Source organism: Clostridium sp. ZBS15 (genome assembly GCF_023845705.1).
GTDB lineage: Bacteria > Bacillota > Clostridia > Clostridiales > Clostridiaceae > Clostridium > Clostridium aquiflavi.
Genome location: NZ_JAMQHY010000040.1, coordinates 47,522 through 73,603 on the forward strand (window position 1 = coordinate 47,522; position 26,082 = coordinate 73,603).

The 26,082-nt window shown below is 26.9% G+C and carries 21 protein-coding genes; 18 read left to right on the forward strand and 3 right to left on the reverse strand.

Translation table 11 applies throughout. The annotated features are described in order from the left end of the window. Positions 1-108 precede the first annotated feature (108 nt). The 7 genes from NG904_RS12300 to recQ all read left to right on the forward strand — a co-directional run bounded on the left by NG904_RS12300 (position 109) and on the right by recQ (position 9,805). Positions 109-876 carry an ABC transporter ATP-binding protein gene (locus NG904_RS12300; protein ID WP_252231797.1) on the forward strand — a complete coding sequence of 256 codons (768 nt, stop codon included), beginning with the start codon at positions 109-111 and terminating at the stop codon, positions 874-876. Continuing rightward, a complete protein-coding gene (locus tag NG904_RS12305; protein ID WP_252231798.1) occupies positions 869-2,845 on the forward strand; it encodes an FtsX-like permease family protein in 1,977 nt (658 codons plus the stop codon). Before NG904_RS12300 ends, NG904_RS12305 begins: the two co-directional genes overlap by 8 nt. 166 nt (positions 2,846-3,011) lie before the next feature. Next, complete coding sequence (locus NG904_RS12310; protein ID WP_252231799.1) at positions 3,012-3,974, forward strand: helix-turn-helix domain-containing protein; 963 nt, start codon at positions 3,012-3,014, stop codon at positions 3,972-3,974. Positions 3,975-4,096: 122 nt separating this feature from the next. Then, a complete protein-coding gene (locus NG904_RS12315; RefSeq protein WP_252231800.1) occupies positions 4,097-5,863 on the forward strand; it encodes an ABC transporter ATP-binding protein in 1,767 nt (588 codons plus the stop codon). Between the two features lie 13 nt (positions 5,864-5,876). Next, on the forward strand, positions 5,877-7,568 hold the full coding sequence (locus NG904_RS12320) for an ABC transporter ATP-binding protein (RefSeq protein ID WP_502801462.1): 1,692 nt from the start codon (positions 5,877-5,879) through the stop codon (positions 7,566-7,568). A 279-nt stretch (positions 7,569-7,847) separates the two neighbouring features. After that, on the forward strand, positions 7,848-8,021 hold the full coding sequence (locus tag NG904_RS12325) for a hypothetical protein (RefSeq protein WP_252231802.1): 174 nt from the start codon (positions 7,848-7,850) through the stop codon (positions 8,019-8,021). Positions 8,022-8,041: 20 nt separating this feature from the next. Next, positions 8,042-9,805 carry a DNA helicase RecQ gene (gene recQ, locus NG904_RS12330; protein ID WP_252231803.1) on the forward strand — a complete coding sequence of 588 codons (1,764 nt, stop codon included), beginning with the start codon at positions 8,042-8,044 and terminating at the stop codon, positions 9,803-9,805. Positions 9,806-9,986: 181 nt separating this feature from the next. Here the strand turns inward: recQ and NG904_RS12335 are convergent, their stop codons facing one another. Next, positions 9,987-10,880: a LysR family transcriptional regulator gene (locus NG904_RS12335; protein WP_252231804.1), complete on the reverse strand. Its 894-nt coding sequence runs from the start codon at positions 10,878-10,880 to the stop codon at positions 9,987-9,989. A 201-nt stretch (positions 10,881-11,081) separates the two neighbouring features. Here NG904_RS12335 and NG904_RS12340 point away from each other — a divergent pair, with 201 nt between their 5' ends. From NG904_RS12340 to NG904_RS12380, 9 genes are all read left to right on the forward strand, one after another. After that, positions 11,082-12,557: an SLC13 family permease gene (locus NG904_RS12340; RefSeq protein ID WP_252231805.1), complete on the forward strand. Its 1,476-nt coding sequence runs from the start codon at positions 11,082-11,084 to the stop codon at positions 12,555-12,557. Positions 12,558-12,570: 13 nt separating this feature from the next. Beyond that, positions 12,571-13,332 carry a hypothetical protein gene (locus NG904_RS12345; protein WP_252211905.1) on the forward strand — a complete coding sequence of 254 codons (762 nt, stop codon included), beginning with the start codon at positions 12,571-12,573 and terminating at the stop codon, positions 13,330-13,332. A gap of 21 nt (positions 13,333-13,353) precedes the next feature. Next, a complete protein-coding gene (gene apgM, locus NG904_RS12350) occupies positions 13,354-14,607 on the forward strand; it encodes a 2,3-bisphosphoglycerate-independent phosphoglycerate mutase (protein ID WP_252211907.1) in 1,254 nt (417 codons plus the stop codon). A 161-nt stretch (positions 14,608-14,768) separates the two neighbouring features. Then, positions 14,769-16,691, forward strand: coding sequence for a PrkA family serine protein kinase (locus tag NG904_RS12355; protein WP_252231806.1), 1,923 nt, complete (start codon positions 14,769-14,771; stop codon positions 16,689-16,691). Between the two features lie 8 nt (positions 16,692-16,699). Then, positions 16,700-17,875 carry a YeaH/YhbH family protein gene (locus tag NG904_RS12360; RefSeq protein ID WP_252231807.1) on the forward strand — a complete coding sequence of 392 codons (1,176 nt, stop codon included), beginning with the start codon at positions 16,700-16,702 and terminating at the stop codon, positions 17,873-17,875. Between the two features lie 4 nt (positions 17,876-17,879). Then, positions 17,880-19,250: a SpoVR family protein gene (locus NG904_RS12365; protein ID WP_252231808.1), complete on the forward strand. Its 1,371-nt coding sequence runs from the start codon at positions 17,880-17,882 to the stop codon at positions 19,248-19,250. Between the two features lie 201 nt (positions 19,251-19,451). Then, complete coding sequence (locus NG904_RS12370) at positions 19,452-19,997, forward strand: rubrerythrin family protein (RefSeq protein WP_252231809.1); 546 nt, start codon at positions 19,452-19,454, stop codon at positions 19,995-19,997. 14 nt (positions 19,998-20,011) lie between these two features. Beyond that, positions 20,012-20,416, forward strand: coding sequence for a hypothetical protein (locus NG904_RS12375; RefSeq protein WP_252231810.1), 405 nt, complete (start codon positions 20,012-20,014; stop codon positions 20,414-20,416). 303 nt (positions 20,417-20,719) lie between these two features. Further along, positions 20,720-21,085, forward strand: a complete 366-nt coding sequence (locus NG904_RS12380) for a hypothetical protein (protein WP_252211917.1) — start codon at positions 20,720-20,722, stop codon at positions 21,083-21,085. Between the two features lie 134 nt (positions 21,086-21,219). Here NG904_RS12380 and pssA read toward each other — a convergent pair whose 3' ends face one another. Next, positions 21,220-21,741: a CDP-diacylglycerol--serine O-phosphatidyltransferase gene (gene pssA / locus NG904_RS12385; RefSeq protein WP_252231811.1), complete on the reverse strand. Its 522-nt coding sequence runs from the start codon at positions 21,739-21,741 to the stop codon at positions 21,220-21,222. Positions 21,742-21,960: 219 nt separating this feature from the next. On the opposite strand from pssA, the gene NG904_RS12390 reads away from it, so the two are divergent. Together NG904_RS12390 and NG904_RS12395 are read left to right on the forward strand one after the other, a co-directional pair. Continuing rightward, complete coding sequence (locus tag NG904_RS12390) at positions 21,961-22,839, forward strand: YegS/Rv2252/BmrU family lipid kinase (protein WP_252231812.1); 879 nt, start codon at positions 21,961-21,963, stop codon at positions 22,837-22,839. 87 nt (positions 22,840-22,926) lie between these two features. After that, positions 22,927-23,583 (forward strand): hypothetical protein, encoded by a 657-nt coding sequence (locus NG904_RS12395; RefSeq protein WP_252211922.1) that lies wholly within the window; start codon positions 22,927-22,929, stop codon positions 23,581-23,583. 64 nt (positions 23,584-23,647) lie between these two features. Here NG904_RS12395 and NG904_RS12400 read toward each other — a convergent pair whose 3' ends face one another. Further along, entirely contained in the window at positions 23,648-25,696 is a 2,049-nt protein-coding gene (locus NG904_RS12400; RefSeq protein ID WP_252231813.1) for a YgiQ family radical SAM protein, read from the reverse strand. Positions 25,697-26,082: the final 386 nt, after the last annotated feature.

Genomic DNA, 26,082 nt, shown 5'->3' on the forward strand with positions numbered 1-26,082 from the left:
GTAAGATTAAAAGGAGAAATGTAAGTCAAGGTTAAGGCAGTACATTTCTTTTTTTATTATACTTAATTTGTAATAAGGTACATCAAAAATATTTGGAGGTAATAATAAATGGCATTATTAGAAGTTAAAAATTTAAAGAAGATATATACTACAAGATTTGGTGGAAATAAGGTAGAGGCATTATCTGATATTTCATTTTCAGTGGAAGAGGGAGAATATGTTGCTATTATGGGAGAATCAGGTTCAGGAAAAACTACATTACTTAATATATTAGCATCATTAGATAAACCGACTAATGGTGAAGTATTATTAGAAGGAAATAATATTGTGAATATAAAAGAAAAAGAAATTTCTGCTTTTCGTAGAAATCATTTAGGATTTGTATTTCAAGATTTTAATTTATTAGATACATTTTCATTAAAAGATAATATATTTTTACCTTTAGTATTATCAGGAAAAGAATATAAAGAGATGAATGAAAGATTAAAACCAATTGCTAGTAAATTAGGAATTAGAGATTTATTAGAAAAGTATCCATATGAAGTATCCGGAGGACAAAAGCAAAGAGCAGCAGTGGCAAGAGCACTTATAACAAATCCTAAATTAGTATTAGCAGATGAACCAACAGGAGCATTGGACTCAAAATCATCTACTGAACTATTAGATTTATTTTCAGATATAAATAAAGCAGGTCAAACAATAGTAATGGTTACTCATAGCACTAAAGCAGCTAGTCATGCAAGTCGTGTGTTATTTATAAAGGATGGAAAGCTTTTTCATCAAATTTATCGTGGCGCTATGAATAATGATGAGATGTATCAAAAGATTTCAGACAGTCTTACTGTTTTAACAACAGGAGGTGCTGAAATTGAATAATTCATTTTATTTTAAATTAGCTCTGACTAATTTGAAGAAGAATGGTAAGACTTATTTTCCTTATATTATAGCGGCAATTTGTGCAGTAATTACATTTTATACTATGAAGTCTATGGTATTAAACAAAGGATTAGACACAATGAGGGGTGCTTATGCATTAAAATCATTATTAGGATTTACATCATATGTAATAGCTATATTTTCTATAATATTTCTATTTTATACTAATAGTTTTTTAATAAAACGTAGAAAAAAAGAAATTGGGCTTTATAATATTCTTGGAATGGAAAAAAAGCATATTGCAAAAGTACTCTTTTTTGAAACACTAATAGTAGCAGTTATAAGTTTAGTGTTAGGATTAATAGGTGGAATTCTAATAAGCAAGTTATTGTTTTTAATATTGCTTAATTTAATGAAATTTAAAGTTACATTATCTTTTTCAATATCAATTCCAGCAATAATTTCTACGGTTAAGATTTTTAATATAACTTTTATAGTTATATTAATTAAGAATTTTATACAAGTTAAAATATCTAATCCTATAGAATTATTAAAAGGTGGGGAAAAGGGAGAAAGAGTGCCTAAAACATCAAAATTCTTGGCTATTTCAGGAATTATTGAATTGATGATAGGTTATGGTATAGCAATTACAGTAAAATCTCCAGTAGAAGCACTTCAATTATTTTTTATAGCTGTACTTTTAGTAATGGCTGGAACATACAGTACTTTTAGAGCTGGAAGTATAGCTTTATTAAAATTATTAAAAAAGAATAAGAAGTTTTTTTATAAGACAAATAACTTTATTTCAGTATCAGGAATGATATATAGAATGAAGCAAAATGCGATAGGACTTGCTAATATATGTATACTTAGTACAGCAGTATTATTAACAGTATCTACTACAGTATGTTTATATGTTGGACAGGAAGATAGTCTTAGAGATAAATATCCTCAAGATATAAGTATATCTATAGACAATGGAGCAAATGAAAATGCAGAGAGCATTAACTATGTGATAAATGAAGAAGTAAAATATAATAATATAAATTTAGATAATAAGATTACATTTAATTATATTGAAATGATGACAATAAAAAATGACGATGCTTTTGAAGTTGCACAAAAAGATATGTCTAATATAAGTAGATTATATGGTTTAACTTTGTTAACATTAAAAGATTACAATCAAATTGAAGGAAAAGATAGTTATTTAGAAAATAATGAGGTATTAATATTTTCGCAGGAAGGAACTTTTAATGAAGAATCTATAAACATTGGGCAAAAGGAATATAAAATAAAAGATGAACTTAATAGTCTGAGATTCGTAAATAAACAAGATACTGCTATAATAAAAGGTTATTATATTGTTGTAAAGGATAGCGATGTTTTAAAAAATATATATAAAGATATGACTAATGAAGATTTAGAAAGTATAAAATATAACATCTCATTTGATGTCAGTGGTGATAAAAATTATATTATGAATTTTTGTAGTGATATAAGTAGTAAGGTTAATGAAATGTATAAGGGAGACTTTACTAGCATTTATACTGATAGACAAGAGCTTTTTACAATTAATGGTGGATTCTTATTTATAGGTGTGTTTTTAGGTTTATTATTTACAATGGCTACAGTTTTAATAATCTATTATAAGCAAATTTCAGAAGGCTATGATGATAGTGAAAGATTTAAGATAATGCAAAAGGTTGGTATGAGTAAAGAAGAAGTTAAAAGGACTATTAGTAAACAAATATTAATGGTATTTTTCTTACCATTAGTTACAGCTGTAATTCATATTGTTTTTGCCTTCAAAGTAATGAAAAAAATGTTAGCTTTATTTGCAATAAGCAATACAAGTATATTATTACAATGTACTTTAGGAACAATGATTACTTTTGCTATAGTTTATATATTAGTTTATATGATAACAGCAAAAACTTATTATAAAATTGTTGAACAAGAAGATTAGTTAAATACAATTTGATGATAAATAGTAAATTAAATAAAATTTAAAGGGGGTATATCATGCAAAATACAATTATTAAAAGAAATCAAAGATTAACAGTTAAAGATTTAGTTATAACAGGCATTTTTAGTGCGTTATTTGCAGTAGTTACTGTGATAGGTGGATCATTTTGAGGTCTTTAGAGAAAGATTTTTTTAAACAAATTATAGGAGAACGCATATGTAAAAAAGATTCTATAATTTATAAAATTGCATCACAGGCAGGAGAAGGAACTATGCAAAGTTTTAAAGTAATGCCTGGAATAGAGCTTATATATAATGATTTAAAGCTAAAAAATCCTATTAAAAATATGATGAATGTTGAAACCAATTGTGTTGAAATAACTTACTGTTTAAAAGGACAAGTTGAGATAAAATTTGGGAATGAAAAGTATGCTTATATGGCAGATGGTGATATATCTTTATTTGGATATCAAACAAAGGCAATTTCATGTGACTTTAGTTTAAAACATTTTGTTGGAATTAGAGTTATGATTTATATAGATGAATTTTTACAAAATCTAAATATTATGCTTGGAACAAATGAATTTAAAGGAGATACTTTCTTCAAAAATGTTTTTTGTTCTGATAGATGTATCATAACTCATGGTAACCAAAGTATACATCATATTTTTAAAGAACTTTATGTATTGCCAGATGAATATAAAAATTATCTTATGAAGATTAAAGTAGTTGAATTAATTCTATATTTAATATCAGGAACAGATTATAAGAAAAATGAGACAATTTATTTTTCTAAAACTTCTGTGGAGAAGATTAAAGAAGCTAGAAAAATTATTTTAAGCAAAGTGGATCAGTTTATTACAATAAAAAGTCTTTCTAGAATGGTTGGAATGAATACTACTGATTTAGAAAAAGGATTTAAGAGCATTTATGGTTATACCATTTTTTCATATAGTAAAATGTATAAAATGAAGAAAGCAAAGGAGCTTATTTCAAATGAGAAGATTCCTATATTAGAAATTTCATTATTATGTGGATATTCTAATGGGAGTAAATTTGCAAAAGCGTTTAGAGAAACTTTTGGAGTTCTACCAACACAATATAGAAAAGAGATGAGTGCATCAAAATAAGTTTGATGCACTCTATTATTTTTGAAAAAATTTTCAATCGGGCTATTACCTAAAAGAAAGAGCAGAAATATTAAATGAATATCATTATCATTTAATTACAGAAAGAAAGGAAGGTAATTATAATGAAACGAAAAAAAGAAAAGCCGCTAGCACTTTTATTTAAATGGGCGGAAGGCGATAAATATTATTTATATTCATCTATATTTTGTGCATTTATAAGTGGAATATGTATTATAATTCCATATTTGTGTATTTACAATATAATTGATGTTGTTTTTAAAGAAGATATTTCAAGTGTAATTATATTTAAAAATGCAGTTATTATTGGAGCTTCAGTGATAATAAGGTGTATATCATTCGGGACATCAGGAATATTGTCACATAAAGGTGCTTATAAAACATTATTTAAAGTTAGATGCATGGTTAATGAGCATATGGCTAAAATTCCATTAGGTCATTTAAATGAAAGAAGTACTGGTGAAATTAAGAAAGTGTTAAATGAGGACATTGAAAAACTAGAATTATTTTTAGCACATCACTTACCAGAACTTGTAATGTATGCAAGTGGACCATTAGCAGTTTTCATTTATCTTTGCACAGTAAACTTAAAATTAGCATTAATTTCATTGACTCCAATTCCAATTGCATTACTTTGTCAATGTTTTATGTTTTGTGGAGTGGGAACTTTACTTGATGAAATGAACAGTTCACTTGCATCTCTAAATTCAACAATGATTGAGTATATAAGCGGAATGAGACTAATTAAAGCTTATAATATGGGAAGTAAATCATTTGAAAAATACGCTAAGGCAATTAAAGATCAACGTTCTGTTTGGAAAAGGATGTCACGCAAAATGGGAATACCATTTTCAATGTATGTAATTATAATCGAATGTGGATTGATTTTAATTGCACCAATTGGAGGAATTATGTTACTTAATGAAAACATAACAGCAAGTACATTTATATTATTTGCATTTGTTGGATCATTATATTTAACTGAACTTCGTCCATTGCTTGAATTAGGATCAAATTTTTCACAAGTTTTAAATGGAGTAATAAAGATAAAAGAAATTTTAGATATACCAATGTTTAAAGGTGGTACAAAAGAGTTTCCTAAAAATCATGATATTATACTTAAAAATGTAGATTTCTCTTATGATGGAAAAACTAATGTACTTAAAAATGTAAATTTAAATATAAAAGATGGAGAGAAGATTGCAATGATTGGAAAATCTGGAAATGGAAAAAGTACTATTGTACAGCTTATTGCAAGATTTTATGATATTAATCAGGGTGAAATATTAATTGGTGAAAAGAATATAAAAGATATTGATTATGAAACACTTTTACAAAATGTATCTATTGTTTTCCAAAAGACATTTTTAAGTAGAGGAAGTGTCTTTGAAAATATAGCTATGGGAAAGAAGTCAACACTAGAAGAAGTGAGATCTGCAGCTAAAAAAGCACAGATAGATGATTTTATTATTAATCTTCCAAATGGATATAATACACTTGTTGGAGGTTATGGATCAAGATTTTCAGGAGGACAAAAACAAAGAATAGCCATTGCAAGAGCGATTCTTAAAAATGCTCCTATTTTAATTCTTGATGAAGCAACCTCAGCAGCAGATCCAGAAAATCAAGTTGAAATTGATAAGGCTATTTACAATCTTTGTGAAGGAAAAACTGTAATAATAGTAGCACATCGATTGGGATTAGTGCAAAATTGCAATCGTGTTGCAGTAGTAGAAAACAACACAATTGAAATTATAGGAACACATGAAGAGGTTTTAAATAATAATAAATATTACAAAAAATCATGGCATGATTATAATGAAGCACGTAATATTTCATACGTTATGGAGGGCGGTGTTTCAAATGAATAGTAGTAATAATGTTATGAAAAAAAATAAGAAATTGTATATTTCAATGATATTAAATGTTGTAGAAGGATTAATGTCAGGAACTAACTTTGCAGTGTTATATTTTTTAATAAAATCACTTGTGGGTAAAACCTTAAGTAGAGAATTAGTTATGAATTATAGTACTTTACTAATAGGCATATTTGTTCTTAGATTAATTATTTATACTATAGCATATACGGGTGGACATATAGCAGGGGCAGAGATGTCACAAAAAATCAGGCTATTTTTAGGTGATAAGATTAAAAAAATTCCACTTTCTAAATTTACCAAGGTTAAGACAGGAGAATATATTAATGTAGTAACAAGTGATGTAAGCAATTATGAGAATATTTTGACGCATAAATTAGGAGATATAATAAAAAACATTTCACTTCTTAGTATGCTTACTATATTTATGGGTAGTGTGTATTTTAAGGGCGGGTTAATTATATTTGTGGCGACTTTAATAATGTTTCCTGCATTATACTTGTCTGCAAGAGTTGTTAAGAAGTATGGTACTGAAAAAAATAATACTATAAGTGAAAATGTAAGTAATGTTGTTGAATATATAACAGGAATACAAACATTTCGTGCATATGGACTTGGTGGAACGAAAAATCAAACAGTTACAAAGTCCATGAAAAAGTATTCTGATATAAGTTATAAATATGAAGCAAAAGTAATACCAATTGGATCTGTACAAGCTGTCATTACTGGTCTTTGTATGCCAGCTATAATACTTGTAGGACAATCATCAATATTAAATGGCACATTAAATGTAATTGATTTTATTATGGAAATTATGATACCAACTTTTGCCTGTAAACTTATAACAGCAATTTTTGTAGATTTTACTTCTTATAAAAATATGATGATTTCAAGAAGAGCTATTGAAAGAGTAGTAGATGAAGAAGAAGAAGAAATATCTAGTATAAATTTTGAACCAAAAACTCATGAAATAAATTTTGACAATGTATGTTTTTCTTATGAAGAAAATGAAAAAATACTTAAAAATGTTAGTTTTAAAGCTGAAAATGAAAAGTTAACAGCTATTATTGGAGAGTCCGGTTCAGGAAAATCAACAATATTAAATTTGATTGCAAAATATTATGAACCACAGTCTGGACAAATTAAAATAGGAGGAACTGTAATAAATAATATTAATTCTTCAAAAGTATTAAGTTATATATCAATAGTAGATCAGGATGTATTTTTATTTAATGATAGTATTAAAAATAATATTCGCCATGCAAGACAGAATGCTACAGATGCTGAAATAATAGAAGCTTGCAAGGTAGCAAACTGTGATAGTTTTATTAGAAAGATGGAACATGGATATGATACATTTGTTGGAGAAAATGGTAATGAACTTTCAGGTGGTGAACGTCAACGTTTATCCATTGCAAGAGCTATTCTTAAAAATAGTCCAATATTACTTTTAGATGAAGCAACAGCTTCTTTGGATATTGAAAATGAAATAGCTGTTAAATCTGCAGTTCTCAATCTTCTTAAAAATAAAAAGACTGTTATCATGATTGCTCATACTCTTTCAATTATTCAAAATGCAGATAAAATAATCGTTGTGTCTGATGGAAAAATTATTGAGCAGGGTAAGCATGATGAATTGATTAATAATAGTGGCAAATACTATAATATGTGGAATGCTGAAAAAGAACTTTATAAATAAAAAATAGTATTAAAAAGAGTTGTATCAAGTTTAATTATAATAATTATGATACAACTTTTTTTATTTAGAATTATTGTAGTATAGACGTTTTAAAGTTATTCATATAAATTTATTATTATCTCTTTAAAATCATGCGTATATCTTTTGTTCTTATAGCTAATAGTTTACACATAATTTTACAGTTAAATAAGGAGAAATCTAAAAATACTTTAACTTAGGTTTGAGAATTATTATCTCTGGTATATACTATATAATGAGAATAATAAAAGAGAACTGATTATGAACATTAAAAATAATAAAATAATAGTCTTTATAATAATTATTATAATAGCTATTCTGGGGTTAATTGGATATAGAATGTCTGTAAATAGTAAAGCAGTTCAAGGAATGAAACAATTGGCTTATTATTTGGATTTTTTAAGATATACTTTATTTAGAGACACTTTAAATTAATTATTAAGGGGGAGGAATTCATGGATAATAGAGAAAAGGTTTTTTATGTATTAAAGAAGTATTATGGATATAGCACTTTAAGAAGAGGACAATATGAAATAATAAACAGTATTCTTAATTGTAGAGATACCTTTTGCCTTATGCCTACAGGTGCAGGAAAATCAATTTGTTATCAAATACCAGCCTTAATTTTTAATGGTATAACTCTTGTAATTTCACCGTTAATATCTCTAATGAAAGATCAAGTTGATAATCTTGTTGAAAGTGGTATAAAAGCAGCATACATAAACAGCACTCAAAGTATTGAGGAGATTAAAAACATATTATTAGAAGCTTCCATAAATGAATATAAAATAATATATATTGCACCTGAAAGATTGGAATCAAATATATTTAGAAATATGATAAAAGATTTAGATATTTCTCAAATAGCTATTGATGAAGCTCATTGTGTATCTCAATGGGGTCATGACTTTAGAAAAAGCTATTTGCAAATTTCAGAGTTTTATAAACTTTTAAAGAACAAACCAGTAATTTCTGCATTTACAGCAACAGCAACAAAAGAGGTAAAAGATGATGTAATAAATCTTTTAGGGTTATTTAAACCATATATATACATAGGTGATATTAATAGAGAAAATTTAAAATTAACTGTTTTAAAAGAAATTGATAAATTAGAAGAATTAAAAGATATTATAAGAAGTCATGAAGAACAATCAGGAATAGTATATTGTGCTTCACAAAAAGAAGTAGATAATCTTTATTACTATTTAAATGATTTAGGCTATAGTGTCGGAAAATATCACGGTGGGCTTAAAGATGAAGAAAAAGAAAGTTTTCAAGAAGGTTTTTTATTTGAAAAATTTAATGTAATGATTGCAACTAATGCATTTGGAATGGGCATTGATAAGTCAAATATAAGATTTATAGTACATTTTACTATCCCTCAAAATATAGAATGTTATTATCAGGAAATAGGAAGAGGGGGAAGAGATGGAGAAAAATGCGATTGTTATCTTTTCTATTATGAAAGTGATATAAGAAGAGTCGAATATATAATAAATAAGAGTTCATCTTTTAAAACACGAGAAGTTCATCTTAGAAAATTACAATATATGATTGATTATTGCAATTTAAAAGAATGTTATAGAAAATATATATTAAATTATTTTGGAAATTATGGAAAATTAAATTACTGCAATAATTGCAGTAATTGCTTAAATGATGATGAGCTAAAAGATTTTACAAAGGAAAGTCAAATGGTTTTATCAACTGTTTTTAGAACAAGAGAAAAATATGGAATATCAGTACTTATAGATATATTAAAAGGGTTTAAAGGCCCTAAGATAATACAAAATAATTTGGATAAAGTAACAACTTATGGAATAATGAGAGAATATGGTAGTTCATTAATTAAAGATTTGATTAATAGCTTATTAAAGCAAGGATATGTAGATTTAAAAGAAGGAACATATTCAATGTTAAAACTTAATCAACGTTCATATAAAGTCTTAAAAAACAAAGAAAAAGTTATATTTAAAATTTTAGACAAAGAAGAAAGCATTTTAAATATAGAATTATTTGAGGCATTGAAAAAATGGAGAAAAGAAAAAGCGTTTAAAGAAAATAAAAAACCATACATAATTTTTTCAGATACAACTTTAATTGATATATGTAATAGTAAACCTGATAATGCAGAAAAATTATTAGATATTAGAGGTATTGGTGAAAAGAAAATAAATGATTATGGGGAAGAAATATTAAAAATAATCGCTTTGTTTTAAACAAATATCACGATGTATTTAAAGGAAAGTGAAGTTTAACTAAACTAAATTAGTATAGACTTCACTTGTTTTTATTTAGAATATTATGTTGGTTACACTAATGATTTATGAGAGAACTTAGCAGTTAGCAGAAAATAACATTACTGTTAATAAAATAATACTTGTGTATAAGAAAATCTTATTATAATTGTTTTAAAGAATGTCTTAAAAAATCAATAAATACTTCATCAGCGATACATTTTTTATAATTTTTATTTTTTATAAGATAAAGTTTTCTACTAATTTTTATGTTTTCTTTAAATGGAATAGATTTAATTAGTCCATAATTAAGTTCATTTTTGACTGAGTAGTAAGATAAAGCTGATACTCCAATGTTTGAAATAACTCCTTGTTTAATAGCTTCAATATTACCTATTGTGTAAATCTTTTCAGAATTGAATTTAAAATTACCTATACTTTCAAAATATTTAGTTATTGAACTTTTAGGATTTGATATTAGGAAAGTACTGTTTTTTAAATCATTTATACTTATAGATTTTTTTTTGGTAAAAGGATGGTTATTACCTACTAATAACACCAATGGGTCTTCACCAATAACTTCACAAATTAAATCATCATCAAAAAATTCAGGTTGGCTTATTAAACCAATTGAACATACATTATCTTTTATGTTTTGTATTACATCTTTAGCGTATTTGACATCGTTTAATATAGAGATGTATGGATGTTTTAAATTAAATTTATATATTATATCAGGAAGTATATAAGTTCCTGGTGTGCTAGAACATGAAATGTTTATTTTCTGTTCTTTTAAATCATTTAATAGTGAAATCTTGAGTTTAGCCTCATTTGTTGATTCTAATATTTTTCTAGCATATGGTAAAAATTCTTTTCCAGCTTCAGTTAATTTTACATCTTTATTATCTCGTGAAAATAGCTTTGTATTAAAATATGATTCTAAGCTTTTTATTCTAAGGGACACAGCAGCTTGAGTACAGAATAACTCTTCGGAAGTTTTGGTAAAGTTTTTATTTTCAGAGAGAATAAGAAATGTTTTTATATTTTGAATATTCATTTCAATACCCCTTAATATATGTTTATTTTAGTAAAATTATACTACACATTAATAATCTAATAAACAAGTAACTATAAAAAATGCTTATAGTAAAAGTAAAAAGAAAATTTTTAATAAGTATTTGTAATTGGATATGTAACTTGATTTACTGTTAGAATAATTCTCGAGGAAACTAATACAAAAATGAGAGGAGAATGTATTTTGAGCAATTCAGAAAAAGAAGTAAAGATAAAAAAACAAAAAAGTACTTTTGAGATAAGAATGCAGTTTTTTGGTTTACCAATAGCACTTATATTATTTGCAATAATTTTTACAATGCCAACACCAAACGGACTTTCTTATTCAGGAAAGATGGCAATGGGGGTATTCTTATTTGCATTAACATTATGGATAACAAATAGTATACCTAATTATGTAACAGCACTACTTACTATAGTTCTTTTACCATTAACTGGTGCTTGGAACGAGACTCAAGTTATGGGGGTTTTAGGGTATGAAGTTATTTGGTTAACTTTTGCAGCCTTCATAATAGCATCTGGTATGGAAAAGAGTGGACTTGCTAAAAGGTTAGCATTATTTCTTATTACTAAATTTGGGAAGAGTACTAATAATATATTAGCATTACTTATGGCAACAAATTTTCTAATAGCTTTTGTTGTTCCATCAACAACTGCTCGTGCTGCTATGATGTTCCCTATAGTAATGCTAGTAATAGAAGCTTTTCATGTTAATTTAGATGATCCTAAAAATAACTTTGGTAGATTATTAGCATTACAAGGAATTCAATCAAATAACTTATCAACTGCTGCTATATTAACAGCTACATCATCACAAATACTTGCAGTCAGCTTTATAAGAGATCTTTCAGGTCATGAAATTTCATGGGGTGAATGGTTTATGGCATCAGCTCCAATAACTATACTTACATTAATAGCTTCATTTTTTATAGGTAAGTCATTATTTAAAGTTCATAATAAAAAAGTAACTGTAGAAGACATGAAAAAACTGAACGATCAATATAAAAGCCTTGGAAAAATGTCAATAACAGAAAAGAAGGCACTTATTATTTTTGCTTTCACGGTTATTATGTGGGCACTAGATAAAGGACAACTTAAAATATTAGGATTTAGACTAAGTTTAGTTATGGTTGCAATATTATCAGCAGCATTATTCTTTATGCCTTATATAGGAATATTGAAGTGGAAAGAGGCCAAGATATCATGGAACTTATTAATATTTGCATGTGGAGCATATGCAGGTGGAGTTGCATTAAATGATACTGGCGTTGCATCATGGGTGCTTAATAGTATATTTACTTCTTTGGGAATTGAAAATTTAAGTTTTTATGCTTTATTTGCAACAATAATGTTTATTTCAAGTTTTAGTCATTTAGTATTTACATCAAAAACAGTAAGAACAATAATACTTATACCAACAATAATAGCAATAGCAAAAACATCAGGTTATAATCCAATAGCATTGGCATTACCAGCAGCATTAACTATTGCGGATACGATTACATTACCACCAAGTAGTAAGGTTAATCTTATATACTACAACACAGGATACTTTACTGTATTACAAGAATTAATCTATGGATTACTTGTATTATTAGTAAAATGGGCAATTTTAATGGGTGCTTCATTTACTTGGTTTAAAGTATTAGGAATAGTTTAGGAGGGAAATTTATATGAAAAAACTACTAACTATAGTATTAGTATTAACTTTAGTGACTTCATCATCAGTGCCAGTTTTTGCAGCAGATAAAGATGCAAAGCTTGTATCTATAGAAGATGTAATTACTAAAGACGGAGAAAATGCAAATATAAAAGAAAGTATAAAAGCTATAACTGATTCAAATGGAAATATATATTTTCCATCTTATAAAGATAGCAAAATAAATAAAATTACAATAGAAAATGGAACACAAAATGGAAATGTTGAGCTTATAAAAAATGGAGATATAGAATATAACTCATTAAACTTCAAAGAAAAAAATACAGAAGTTACATTTGATCTTGAAATTATACAAGAAAAAACTTATGTAGAAAAGGGAGCTAAAATAGGAAGTACATTTCCTAAAAATATAAATATGATTGAATTTAAAGATAAAAACAATTCTCCTTTAAATATTGAAAATTATACAATTAATTTAGCAGCTCCTATTGGATATGAACTTTTAAATATAGTTAATTTTGATCCAGAAAAAGAATATGAAGTTTTTGAAAAAGACGGAAAAATTTTTGGTAAATATGCATTTGGAAAAATTAAAAGTGGATCTGATATGAAACTTGCAATTAATATATATAACAAAAATAAAACTTTTAATTATATAGTTTGGGGAATGGCTATAATAATTTCAATATTGTTTATGGTTAAGAATAAGGATTTATTAACAAAGGCTAAAGAAGAAAAATTAAAGAACAAAAGTTTAAAAATGAAGAATATATAATATAATAAGTAGGTGAATAAAGTGAGGAAAAGACAAGGCATATTAATAATAGCAGATGGTTTGGGTGACAGACCTAATAAAGAATTAAATGGATTAACTCCACTTGAAAAAGCTAATACTCCTAACTTAGATAGATTAGTGAGTGAAGGAATGTGTGGAAATGTACATCCAATAGCACCAGGTATAAGAGTAGGTACTGATGTAGGTCATCTTGAGATATTTGGATATGATAGCAGTAAAGTCTATCCAGGTAGGGGACCACTTGAAGCTGTAAGTGCTGGTATAGAAATTAATGATGGAGATATTGCTTTTAGAGGTAACTTTGGAACTATAGATGAGAATGATATTGTTATTGATAGAAGAGCTGGACGTATTAGAAAAGATACAGATTTATTAGCAAAGTCATTAAATGGAATGTTATTAGAAGATGGGACAAAGGTTTTAGTTAAGGAACTAACTGATCATAGAGTAGCTGTTGTATTAAGAGGAGAGGGTTTGGGAAAAGAAATAATTTGTACAGATCCAGGAACAGCTTGTGAAGGGGAGAAGTTAGTAATTCCAACAGCAATAGATAAAAATGATATTAAAAGTGAAAAAACAGCAAAAAATCTTCTTGAGTTTACAATTAAAGCGAATAAAATACTAAAAAATCATACAGTTAATTTAAAAAGAATTGAACAGGGAGAAAAACCTGCAAATACAATTTTGACCAGAGGTGTTGGACAAAAGAAATTCATGTCTAAGATAACAGAAAAGTTTGGAATTAAGGCAGTATGTATAGCTGGAGATAAAACAGTTTATGGTATTGCAAATTTAGCAGGAATGGAAAAATATACTGAAGATGATTTTACTGCGAATTTTGATACGAGAATAGATAAAAAAGCTGAAAAGGCAATAGAATATATAAATAAAGGTTATGATTGGGTTGTGGTTCATGTCAAGGCAACAGATCTTGCAGGTCATGATAATTTACCTATGAAAAAGGTTGAGGTTATAGAGAAGATAGACAAGATGGTTGGATATGTATTAGACAATATAGATAAAACGAAATGTTATGTGAGTTTTACAGCAGATCATTCAACTCCATGTGAAGCAAGAGATCATACTGGAGACGGGGTTCCAACTATAATATGGGGAGAAGATGTTAGAAAAGATGAGGTTAAGTTAACTGGAGAAAAATACTTTAATAATGGTTGTTTAAATAATATTACTGCATCTGATATTTTCATGTTACAAATGGATTTTATGGGATTTACTAAGAAAAGAGGAGCATAAAAATTAAATAATATAAGTTTAAGAGAACTGTATCTGGATATTTTTTTGAAAAATTCAGTATACAGTTCTTTGTTTTTATTAAGTATATTAATGAATTTACAAAAATTTGTCATACTGTTACCTTTTTGTTGAATATATTTTAATAAAAAGGAGGCGGGGATATGGACTTTAAAGAATTTATACAAATAGATAGAGAAAAGAATGGTAAAAATAAATTTTCAGGAACTTTTTTAGATTATTTAGAATTGGTAAAGGGTGATCCTGATATTGCTAAACTATCACATAAAAGAGTTTATGATATGATTTTAAAACAAGGAGTAGAGGAACTAAAAGGGGATGAAAATCCTAGAATAAGAAAAATATATGGCAATGATGTAATAAGAAGATATGGATTTTTTAAGGATGAATTTTATGGTATTGATAAAGTAATCATGAAAATATGTAACTATTTTAAATCAGCAGCTATGAAAGGTGAAGAAGTAAGGCAAGTATTATATCTTGTAGGTCCAGTTGGAGCTGGTAAATCTTCATTGGTTGAAAGTATAAAAAATGCACTTGAAGATTGTGATCCTATATATGCATTAGAGGGATGCCCTATGCATGAAGAACCATTGCATCTTATACCTAAGCATTTAAGACCTAAATTTGAAGAGATGTTAGGAGTTCAAATTGAAGGAGACTTATGTCCTATATGTAAATATAGATTAAATCATGAATTTAAAGGAAAATATGAAGAATTCCCAATTGAAACAACAGACTTTTCAGTAAGATCTAGAAAAGGAATAGGTGTTGTGCCGCCAGTAGATCCTAATAATCAAGATACTTCTATTTTAAATGGATCTATTGATATATCTAAAATGGATTTATATTCTGAGGATGATCCAAGAATATTCTCTTTAAACGGAGCATTTAACGTTGGAAATAGAGGTATGGTAGAATTTATAGAAGTTTTCAAAAATGATGTTGAATATCTTCACACTATTATTACTGCAACACAAGAAAAATCAATACCTTCACCAGGAAAAGGCTCAATGCTTTATTTTGATGGAGTAATATTAGCACATTCAAATGAAGCAGAATGGAGTAAATTTAAATCAGATCATACAAATGAAGCTATTTTAGATAGAATAGTGAAAATAGAAGTTCCTTATTGTTTAGAATTAGATGAGGAAGTAAAAATATATAAGAAAATTTTAAATAGAAGTAATTTCAAAGCTCATGTAGCACCTCATACTATTGAGATAGCAGCTATGTTTGCAATTTTATCAAGATTATCTCAATCAGCTAAAGTTGATCCAATAACTAAGTTAAAGATTTATAATGGTGAAGAGATTGTAGAAAAGGGAAGTACTAAGAGGATCGACATATTGGAATTAAGAGAAGAAGCTGGACAGTATGAAGGTATGAAAGGAATTAGCACTAGATTTATTATAAAGGTTATAGACAATGCTCTTGCTGATTCAGAATACGATTGTATAAATCCTTTAAGCATAATGGAAAGTTTAATAAGATCAGTTAAGGAAATGGATATATCAGCTGATGAAAAGAAGATGTATCTAGGATTTATTCAAGACACTATAAGAAAAGAATATAATAAAGTTTTAGAAAAAGAAATTACAAAAGCATTTATAGTTTCATTTAGAGAACAAGCAGAAAGCTTATTTAATAATTATATAGATAATGCTGAGGCTTTTGTAAATAAGAGTAAAATTAAAGATGTATCTACTGGAGAAGAGCTTAATCCGGATGAAGAGTTTATGAGAAGTATCGAAGAGCAAATAGGAGTTTATGATGCATCATCTAAAGGATTCAGAAGTGATGTCACTTCATATATGTTCTATGTTGTTAGAAATGGTGGAAAGATTGATTATACTTCATATGAACCACTTAAAGATGCAATAGAAAAGAAACTTATAGCTTCAGTTAAAGATTTGTCTAGAATTATAACAAAATCAAAAGTTAGAAATGAAGAGCAAGCAGAAAAATATAATTCTATGGTAGATGAAATGAAACGAAATGGCTATTGTCTTCATTGTTGTGATGTAATATTAAAATATGCGGCTAACAACCTATGGAAGGACTAAGTTAGCATATGGCAATTTTTAGAGATAGAACTGATAAGCAAGTAGATCACGATAGAGCAATAGAAGATAAAAGAAGACATAGGCAATTAGTTGAAAAATCAATTAAAGAAAATTTAGGCGATATCTTATCTGAAGAGAGTATAGTCGGTCAAAGTAAAAATAAAAAATTTAAAATACCAATAAAAAGTATTAAAGAATATCAATTTGTATATGGTAAAAATTCTAAAGGGGTAGCTACTGGAACAGGTGAGGAAAAACGTGGCGATAAAATAGAGTCAGGTTCTAAAAAAGCAATGGGAAAAGGTAATAAGGGTGCAGGCAATGAAGAGGGTGATGAGGTTTATGAAACTGAAATTACCCTTGATGAACTTATGGAATATATATCGGATGAATTGAATCTACCTAATTTAGATGAGAAGAAGTATTCAGAAATAATAACTGATAGCTGCGGGAAGAAAAAAGGATATCAAAGACATGGAATAAGGCCAAGACTTGCTAAAAAAAGAACAGTTATGGCTAAGATATCTAGAAAGCAAAGTAAAAAAAGGGCCCTAATAGAAGAAGGCAGAGATTATAAAACTGAAAGATTTCCGTTTAGAGAAGAAGATCTTAGATATTATAAAGTTAAAATGCAACCTAAAAAAGCAAGTAATGCAGTTATGATATTTATCATGGATGCTTCAGGATCTATGGATTCAACAAAGAAATATTTAGCAAGATCATATTTTTTTGTACTATCTAGATTTTTAAAAAGAAAATATAACAATATAGCATTTGAATTTATATACCATACTACTGTTGCTAAAAGAGTAAGTGAATATGAATTTTTCCACAAATCTGAATCAGGAGGTACGTATATATCTAGTGGAATAGTAGAGGCTATAAAATTAATAGATGAAAAATATCCTCCAAGTGAATGGAATATATATCCTGTTTATGCGAGTGATGGTGATAATTGGTCTGAAGATAATATAAAAGCAATAGAATCAGTAAAGGAAATTTGTAAGATTAGTAATATGTTTGGATATGCAGAGCTTTTACCATCAACTTATACTCAAACTATGTACTATAAATTCAATAAAGACATTAATGAAAAGAATTTTATTTCTGTAGTTATTAAAGAGAAAAAGGATTTATGGGAAGCTTTAAAGACTATGCTTAAACAGGAATTAAAGGAGGATTAGTAAAATGAGCTACACTTTAAGGGAGATTGAAGAATGGAATGATAAAATAGAGAAAAAAGTAATAGAATATGGCTTAGATTTTTATAGTCAAGAATTTGAGTTTATAGACTTTAATGAGATGCTAGGTTATGAGTCATATGTAGGAATGCCATCAAGATATCCTCATTGGAGCTATGGTAAAGCCTATGAAAAAAATAAAATGTTATATTCATTGAATCTTACAGGACTTCCTTATGAAATGGTAATTAATTCTGATCCTTGTTTAGCATATTTAATGAAAGAAAATACACTATTACTTCAAATATTGACTATGGCTCACGTATATGGACATAATGATTTTTTTAAGAATAATAGGTTATTTAAAGAAGGAACTAATGCAAAATATGCCATTGAAATGTTTAAACTAGATGCTGATATTATAAGAAGATATATTAATAATCCAAGTATTGGATATAAAAAAGTTGAGAGAATATTAGATGCAGCTCATGCTATAAGGTATCAGATTGGAAGAGTTATTGGGGTTAAAAAGTTATCAGATGAAGAAATAAAAGAAAATATGATTAAAGATTATGAAAGTAAATTAGATAATAGAGGAATATTAAATCAAGGTGAGGAGATTAAATTTCCGGATTTAGACAAGATTCCTATAGAGCCAGAAGATGATGTAGTGGATTTTATAATAAAGTACGGAGATTTACAAGAATGGGAAAGAACAATTTTGAGAATTGTAAAAAGAGAAACAGAATACTTTCTTCCACAAATTGAAACTAAGATAATGAATGAGGGCTGGGCAAGTTATACTCATTATAATATATTAAAAGAATTAAACTTACCCGAAGGATTACATTTTGAATTCTTAAAGAGGCATAATGACGTTATAGCTCCTATATTAGGAGGGTTAAATCCGTATTATGTAGGTTTCAAGATATTTGAAGATTTAGATAAAAAGTATGGAAAAGAAAAAATATTTGAAGTAAGAGAAATTGAAAGAGATAGCTCATTCTTGAGAAGATATTTGACTAGAGAATTGTGTGAAGAACTTAATTTATTTGAGTATAATAAAAGAACATTTGATATTGTTATTGAAGAAGTTTCTGATGAAGATGGATGGAAAGCAATTAGAGACAATTTAAGTTATACTTGTGGTATAGGTGGAATTCCCTATATTAGAGTTATTGATTTTAATACTAAGGATTATACACTAACTTTAGAGCATGTATTTGATGGAAGAGAATTAGAATTAAGCTATGCAAAGGAAACGTTAAAATACATTCAAGAGTTATGGGGTAAAAAAGTAAAATTAATAACTAAAGACTCTGATAAAAAGGATGTTATTATAACTTGTAATATGGATAAAGAAATTACAATTAGTTGAATTATTCCCCAAAAAGGATATGAGATTTTTCTTATATCCTTTTACTTTTATGTTTAATTAAAATTTGTAAAAGATATTATAAATGTTATAAGTTTAGTTAACATAATGATGTTGTAACAAAAAGAAACAAAATGAATATTTTAATATAAGGTATGACATTAGAAGATTAATTAATGTCTAAATAATATTTAGGAGATAAGCATGAATTTAAAGGGGAGTAAAACAGAAAAAAATTTATATAAGACTTTTGCAGGAGAATGTAGGGCTAGAAGTACTTATAACTTATATGCAGAAAAAGCAACGTTAGAGGGATTCAGATGGATTGCTAAAGTATTTGATGAAACAGCTGAAAATGAATACGCTCATTCAAGAGAAGTTTTTAAGAGATATTTATGTAATGTAAAAACAACAGAAGAAAATTTAGTATCAGCTGCAATTGGAGAGGCAAATGAAAATAAAAATATTTATAAGGAATTTGAAGAGGCTGCTAGAGATGAAGGATTTTTAGAAATAGCTGACTTTTATAAAGAACTTAGAGAGGTTGAAGAATCACATGAAAAAAGATATTTAGAATTAGCTGAAAAAGTTAAGTTAGGTATATTGTTTAAATGTGAAGAGACATGTTATTGGAAATGCTTAAATTGCGGATATATTTACGAAGGAAATGAAGCTCCAAATGTATGTCCATTATGTAAATATCCTAGAGCATACTTTGAGAAAATCTGTGATAAAGATGTGAAAAAATAGGGGGATAATTGATTATGTATTTTAAATTTCCAAATGATTTTTTAATCCCTGTTAAATCAGTAAGTGATTTAATAGATAATTTGGATATAGAAAATTTAAGAATAGATAAAAGTGAAGAAATTGAAGAAGAGATAAACGAAGTAATAGAAGAGGAAATTAAAGAAGAAAAAGAAGAAGTACTTTTAAGTAAACGTGGATTAAAAGGAATTGATGAAGTAATAAATGATGAGGAATTTAGTGAATTTATAGCAAGTAAATGTGATTTTTCAGATGAATGTAAAATTACACAAAAAGAAATCATAGAAGAAGTAGAAAGAAAAGAAGGCATTTCTATCGAAGAAGGATTAAAAGACATTAAAAATAAAAAAATATGGGAAGAAATAGATGAAGAATATTCAGAGAGTCAATTGATGAAATAGTAAAAATGATAAAAGTTTAAATTTAAAAATATGATAAAATTTAATGTTATATAGGAAATTATAAAGAAAAAGTGGAGAGCTAGTAAAAAGTCAGAGTGAAATTTCAAAAATATACTATTTTAGCAAATTTGCAAAGTTTAAATTATAATGATAAATTTGTATCTCTCCGCTTTTAATTAAGAGATGTAGTACAGTCTTTTAGGAGTGAGTTTATACAACAAGGACATAAAAAATACTTACTAAAAATAAAATTAATATAATATATTAATTTGAAAATATTATATTGTGTGAGGTCAATATTTTATGAAATATAGGAATTTGATAAATGAACAGAGTCAAGATATAACTGTTTTAAGTCAATTACTTAAAACTTATGTTGATTCTTATAGATTACTTATAGGGGGAGCATCAGAATTATATAATGTAAATATCGCCAAAAAAAGTGAAGTTAAAAAAGCACTAGACAGGATTAGTGAATTAGGGGAGTTGATTGATAAGTTAATAGTATCATTAGATAAGTGTGAAAGTGGATATATAAAATATTGTAAAATTAAAAGTGATTATATTTCAGTAAAATCAGAGAAGGATATTATACTTACAGAAATAGATAATGAGTTGGATTTTAAAGATAATAAGAATAGAGATGAAGATGAGTACGAAGAAATATAAAATTAGGACAAGCAGTAAATGNNTTTACCTATTGCATATATCAACACACATTTAAAACAGAGCCTTTATTTAAAATATAGCAACATAAAAGAAAAGGGTGTATTAAGAAATGGTTCTTAATACACCCTTAAATTTTAAAGTTTTTTTAATCTAAAATTGCTTATCATTAAATATGAAAATGCAAGCATAAGTATAATTGCAATATAAATAGGTGATTGAGCTTTTAAATTAAATAATGCAAAAAGTGCTAAAAGACACCCTGCAATTGTAATAGGTATTCCAGTAAAAACTCCGTCGAAGTCAGATGTATTATATCTGGCAAGTCTAAATGCACCACATATTGGAAATAATAATAATAATATTAATCCAATAGATCCTTTTGGTCCTAAATTTGTAAATTCAAATAATATATATATTAGTATAGATGGCGCTACACCAAAAGAAACTAAATCAGCTAAAGAATCTAATTCTTTGCCTAAATCACTAGATACGTTTAAAAAACGTGCGACTCTACCATCATATCTATCAACTAAGCCGGCAATTAATATAAAAATACTTGCAAGATCTATTCTATCATACATAACCGATAGTATTGAAAGAACACCACAAGATAGATTTATAAATGTGAATATATTAGGAATACAACTTTTTCTCATAAAAATCACTCCTGAATTTATTAAAAATCATTTACGAAATATTATTATAGCATACATGTTCTTAAAATATAAGGTGTAATTTAATTAATATTTTCTTAATTTATAAAATAAGAAATTTATACCATAAAAATACATAAAAGATAATATATTATCGACATTAAAAGTACAAAATGATATAATCAGCTGTATAACGAATTTGGTTGGAGGGAATTTATATTTATGAAAAAGGTTAAATTCATATATAACCCGTACTCAGGAGAAAATATTATAGTTAATGAACTAGATAATGTTATAAAACTACATGAAGAAGCGGAATTTCAAATAATTCCATATAGGATTCAAAAAGGAAAGTCATTATATGAAGCCTTAGATGACATAGATGATACTTACGAATATATATTAATAGCTGGTGGCGATGGTACTGTTGATTCAGTTGTAAATGCAATGAAACAAAAGAAACTAGATTTGCCAATAGGAATATTACCAGTAGGAACTGCAAATGATTTTGGTAAATTTATTAATATACCAAATAACATTACAGATGCTTGTAATAAAATATTAAATTCAAAACCTGTTGGAGTTGACCTTGGCAAAATAAATGATAAGTATTTTATAAATGTAGCAAGTACAGGACTTTTTACTGATGTTTCTCAGAAGACCGATGTAAACTTAAAGAACACTATAGGTAAATTAGCGTACTACTTAAAAGGCATAGAAGAGTTACCTAACTTTAGAAGACTAAAAGTCAATATAACGTCTAAAGAGTGTACTTATGATGGTGAAATGTATCTTTTATTAGTATTCAATGGAGAAAGTGCTGGTAACTTTAGATTAGCTACAGAAGCAAATATGACAGATGGTAAGCTTGATGTAATTATATTTAAAGCCATTCCAATTATTGAATTAATACCATTATTTATTAAAGTATTAAAAGGAGAGCATTTAGATTCTAAAAAAGTAGTATACTTTAAAACAGATGATTTATATATTGAATCTAAAGAGAATATAGTTACAGATATTGATGGAGAACGAGGACCAGATTTCCCATTAAATATTAAATGTATTAAAAGTGGAATTAAAGTTTTAGGAATTGATTAGTAAAGTAATTATTAAGTAGTTATAGGTATAAAATATGTAATTATATAATAAATATAAGTAACAGGAATGTAGATAGGAGTGTAATTTGTGAATTTTGCATATTATTTATTTTTGTTACTTATAATTTTTTTATGTCTGATACTTTTAAAAAAGAATATACAGGTTTCACCTAAGAAAATAAAAATATATGTGACTATTGTAATTACATTATTTTTATTAAGACATATAACATTATTTATTTTATGCATACTTAAAAATAGTACAATTGTATACTATTTTAAATCTGTAATTTTCTTAAACCATATATCAGTGCCTCTAATGATTTTAGCTATAACATATGTGTATCTTAGATCTGAAAATTTAAAATTTAGCACTAACTATATTATTGCTGTAATAATATCAGTTGTTTATGGCTTAATAATCTATTTTTCTAAATCAACAGTGCAAGTAAACACTTTGTATGGTTTTATTTTAAAAATAGATAAAGAAACATTAATATTCTTATTTTCATTAATATTATTAGGAATACTACTTATTTTTAATGTAATTATACTAGATAAACCTTTTGTAAATAAAAAGGGCATATGGCTTATAATTTTATCAATTTCAATTGTAATGATTGAAGATATTATTATTTTAGGGGGAATAAGAGTTTTCCCATATCCAGTTATAGGAGATTTTATATTTCTTATAATTATGAGTTTAGTACTGAATGGTTTTAAAAAAATTAGAGAAATACAATAAAAAATAAGAAAAGACTAATGATTCCAAAACAAACAGAAACATTAGTCTTTTTATATAGTTAAAATTATTTTCTTCTAGTAGAAGTTTTAGGTTTAAAATTACTTTTAGATTTTTTTCTTAAAGATTTTTTTCTATTTTCTACATTTTTATCTTTTGAATTAGATTTAGAACTTTGAGTTATACTTTTAGCACTTGAATTAGATTTTGCATTATTCTTATTAGAAGTTCTAGTGCCATTTGTATGTGAACTCTTTTCGCCATCATTATTAGATGATTTATTTTTATTATTTTTACCTTGATATCCAAGTTTAGCTGGTGTAAAACCAATCAAACAATCTTTATCATTACCAATTAAATCTTCTCTATGTGCTGCAATTAAGGCCTTTTTTACCTTTTTATGATTTTTAGGTACAGCAAATTGAATTAAAGCTCTTTGCATTTCTTTTTCTTCAGGAGTTCTAGGAACATAAACTTCTTCTCCAGTAAGAGGGTTAAATCCAGTGTAGTACATAGTAGTTGACAAGCTTCCAGGAGTAGGGTAAAAATCTTGTACTTGTTCTGGAGTATATCCCATTTCTTTAACATATTGTGCTAGTTCTATTGCTGCATTTAAATCAGAACCAGGATGAGAAGACATTAAATAAGGTACAAGGAATTGTTTCTTATTTAATTTTTTATTTATATTAAAGTATTTATCTACAAATCTATCATATACTTCTCTTGTTGGTTTTCCCATTTGATTTAATACTTTTGGAACAACATGTTCTGGGGCTACTTTTAATTGACCGCTTATATGATGTTCACATAATTCTTTGAAGAAAGAGTCATTTTTATCATGAATTAAATAATCATATCTTATACCTGAACGAATAAACACTTTTTTTATACCAGGTAATTTTCTAACTTTTTTTAATAAAGAAAGATATTCAGTATGATCAATCTTTAAATTTTTACAAGGTGCTGGAAACATACACTGCTTAGTCTTACATGTTCCATGTACTTCTTGTTTTTTACAAGCTCTATGTCTGAAATCAGCAGTTGGACCACCAATATCATGAATGTATCCTTTAAAATCAGGGAGAGTAGTTAATAATGTTGCTTCATCAATTATAGAATTTTGGCTTCTATTTTGAATTACTCTTCCTTGATGGAATGTTAATGCGCAAAATGAGCATGAACCAAAACATCCTCTATGACTTGTAATTGAGAATTTAACTTCTTGAATTGCAGGTATTCCACCTTCAGCTTCATATATTGGATGATAAGTCCTTGTATAAGGTAAATTATATGTAATATCCATTTCCTCTTGGGTTAAGTTTTCTTGAGGTGGATTTTGAACTAGATATCTATCACCATATTTTTGTATTACTGTTTTACCAATAATTGAATCTTGTTCATAATATTCTAATTTATAAGCTTCTGAATAAGCATTTTTATCATTTACCACTTCTTCATATGATGGAACGATAACTGGATTTTCAATATGTGATATATCATTAGTTAAGTAACATGTACCTCTAACGTTAGTGATATTCTTTATATTTGCACCATATCTTAATAAGTCTGCAATTTGAACTACTGTTTTTTCACCCATACCATACATCAATAAATCTGCTTTAGAATCTAGAAGGACACTTCTTCTTATTTTATTATCCCAATAATCATAATGAGCAAATCTTCTAAGACTTGCTTCTATTCCACCAATTGCAATTGCTACATCTTTAAAAGCTTCTCTTATTCTATTGCAATAAACAATTACAGCTCTATCAGGTCTATGTCCTGATTTACCACCTGGAGAATATAAATCTTCGCTTCTATGTCTTTTGGCAGCAGTATAATGGTTAACCATAGAATCTATATTACCTGAATTAACTAAAAATCCATATTTAGGACGCCCTAATTTTTTGAAATCTTCACAATCATTCCAGTTAGGTTGTGCAATAATTCCAACGGTAAATCCTTCTGATTCAAGGGTTCTTCCAATTATAGCAGTACCAAAAGATGGATGATCAACATAGGCATCTCCAGTTACAATTATAAAATCTAATTGCTCAATATTTCTTTTTATTAAATCTTCTTTACATATAGGTAAAAATTCTTTACAAAGTTTCATATATTAATTAACTCCAATTCATATATTAATTTAAATTTATATTACTAAGGTATATAGCATTTAACAAGCATTTATCAAGGGTTAAGACACATTTAACCTATGAATAATAACTCAGTTTATATTAACATACGCAAGATTACTTTACAAATAACAATAATTATTATTTTAGTAAAATAGTCGCAAGTTTTAAATAAATAATAACTATACATTTCAAAATAACAGTAACATCATAATACAAGGGGCTTTGGCAGAAAAAATTTGTTGCCTTTTTGCGTCTATGTAATATAATAATTAGTAGAAATAAACAAAGATGATGACGTAATTTAAATTTTTATATTTATCTCATAAATTAGTAGTTTAAAAATTTCTTAATTGCAGTAGTATGA

What these genes read in the sequence shown, in the direction of transcription:
- NG904_RS12300 (WP_252231797.1), top strand. Translation starts at nt 109, where the DNA reads ATGGCATTATTAGAAGTTAAAAATTTAAAGAAGATATATACTACAAGA.
- NG904_RS12315 (WP_252231800.1), top strand. Translation starts at nt 4,097, where the DNA reads ATGAAACGAAAAAAAGAAAAGCCGCTAGCACTTTTATTTAAATGGGCG.
- NG904_RS12320 (WP_502801462.1), top strand. Translation starts at nt 5,877, where the DNA reads ATGAAAAAAAATAAGAAATTGTATATTTCAATGATATTAAATGTTGTA.
- NG904_RS12325 (WP_252231802.1), top strand. Translation starts at nt 7,848, where the DNA reads ATGAACATTAAAAATAATAAAATAATAGTCTTTATAATAATTATTATA.
- recQ (WP_252231803.1), top strand. Translation starts at nt 8,042, where the DNA reads ATGGATAATAGAGAAAAGGTTTTTTATGTATTAAAGAAGTATTATGGA.
- NG904_RS12335 (WP_252231804.1), bottom strand. Translation starts at nt 10,880, where the DNA reads ATGAATATTCAAAATATAAAAACATTTCTTATTCTCTCTGAAAATAAA.
- NG904_RS12345 (WP_252211905.1), top strand. Translation starts at nt 12,571, where the DNA reads ATGAAAAAACTACTAACTATAGTATTAGTATTAACTTTAGTGACTTCA.
- NG904_RS12355 (WP_252231806.1), top strand. Translation starts at nt 14,769, where the DNA reads ATGGACTTTAAAGAATTTATACAAATAGATAGAGAAAAGAATGGTAAA.
- NG904_RS12360 (WP_252231807.1), top strand. Translation starts at nt 16,700, where the DNA reads ATGGCAATTTTTAGAGATAGAACTGATAAGCAAGTAGATCACGATAGA.
- NG904_RS12365 (WP_252231808.1), top strand. Translation starts at nt 17,880, where the DNA reads ATGAGCTACACTTTAAGGGAGATTGAAGAATGGAATGATAAAATAGAG.
- NG904_RS12370 (WP_252231809.1), top strand. Translation starts at nt 19,452, where the DNA reads ATGAATTTAAAGGGGAGTAAAACAGAAAAAAATTTATATAAGACTTTT.
- NG904_RS12375 (WP_252231810.1), top strand. Translation starts at nt 20,012, where the DNA reads ATGTATTTTAAATTTCCAAATGATTTTTTAATCCCTGTTAAATCAGTA.
- NG904_RS12380 (WP_252211917.1), top strand. Translation starts at nt 20,720, where the DNA reads ATGAAATATAGGAATTTGATAAATGAACAGAGTCAAGATATAACTGTT.
- pssA (WP_252231811.1), bottom strand. Translation starts at nt 21,741, where the DNA reads ATGAGAAAAAGTTGTATTCCTAATATATTCACATTTATAAATCTATCT.
- NG904_RS12390 (WP_252231812.1), top strand. Translation starts at nt 21,961, where the DNA reads ATGAAAAAGGTTAAATTCATATATAACCCGTACTCAGGAGAAAATATT.
- NG904_RS12400 (WP_252231813.1), bottom strand. Translation starts at nt 25,696, where the DNA reads ATGAAACTTTGTAAAGAATTTTTACCTATATGTAAAGAAGATTTAATA.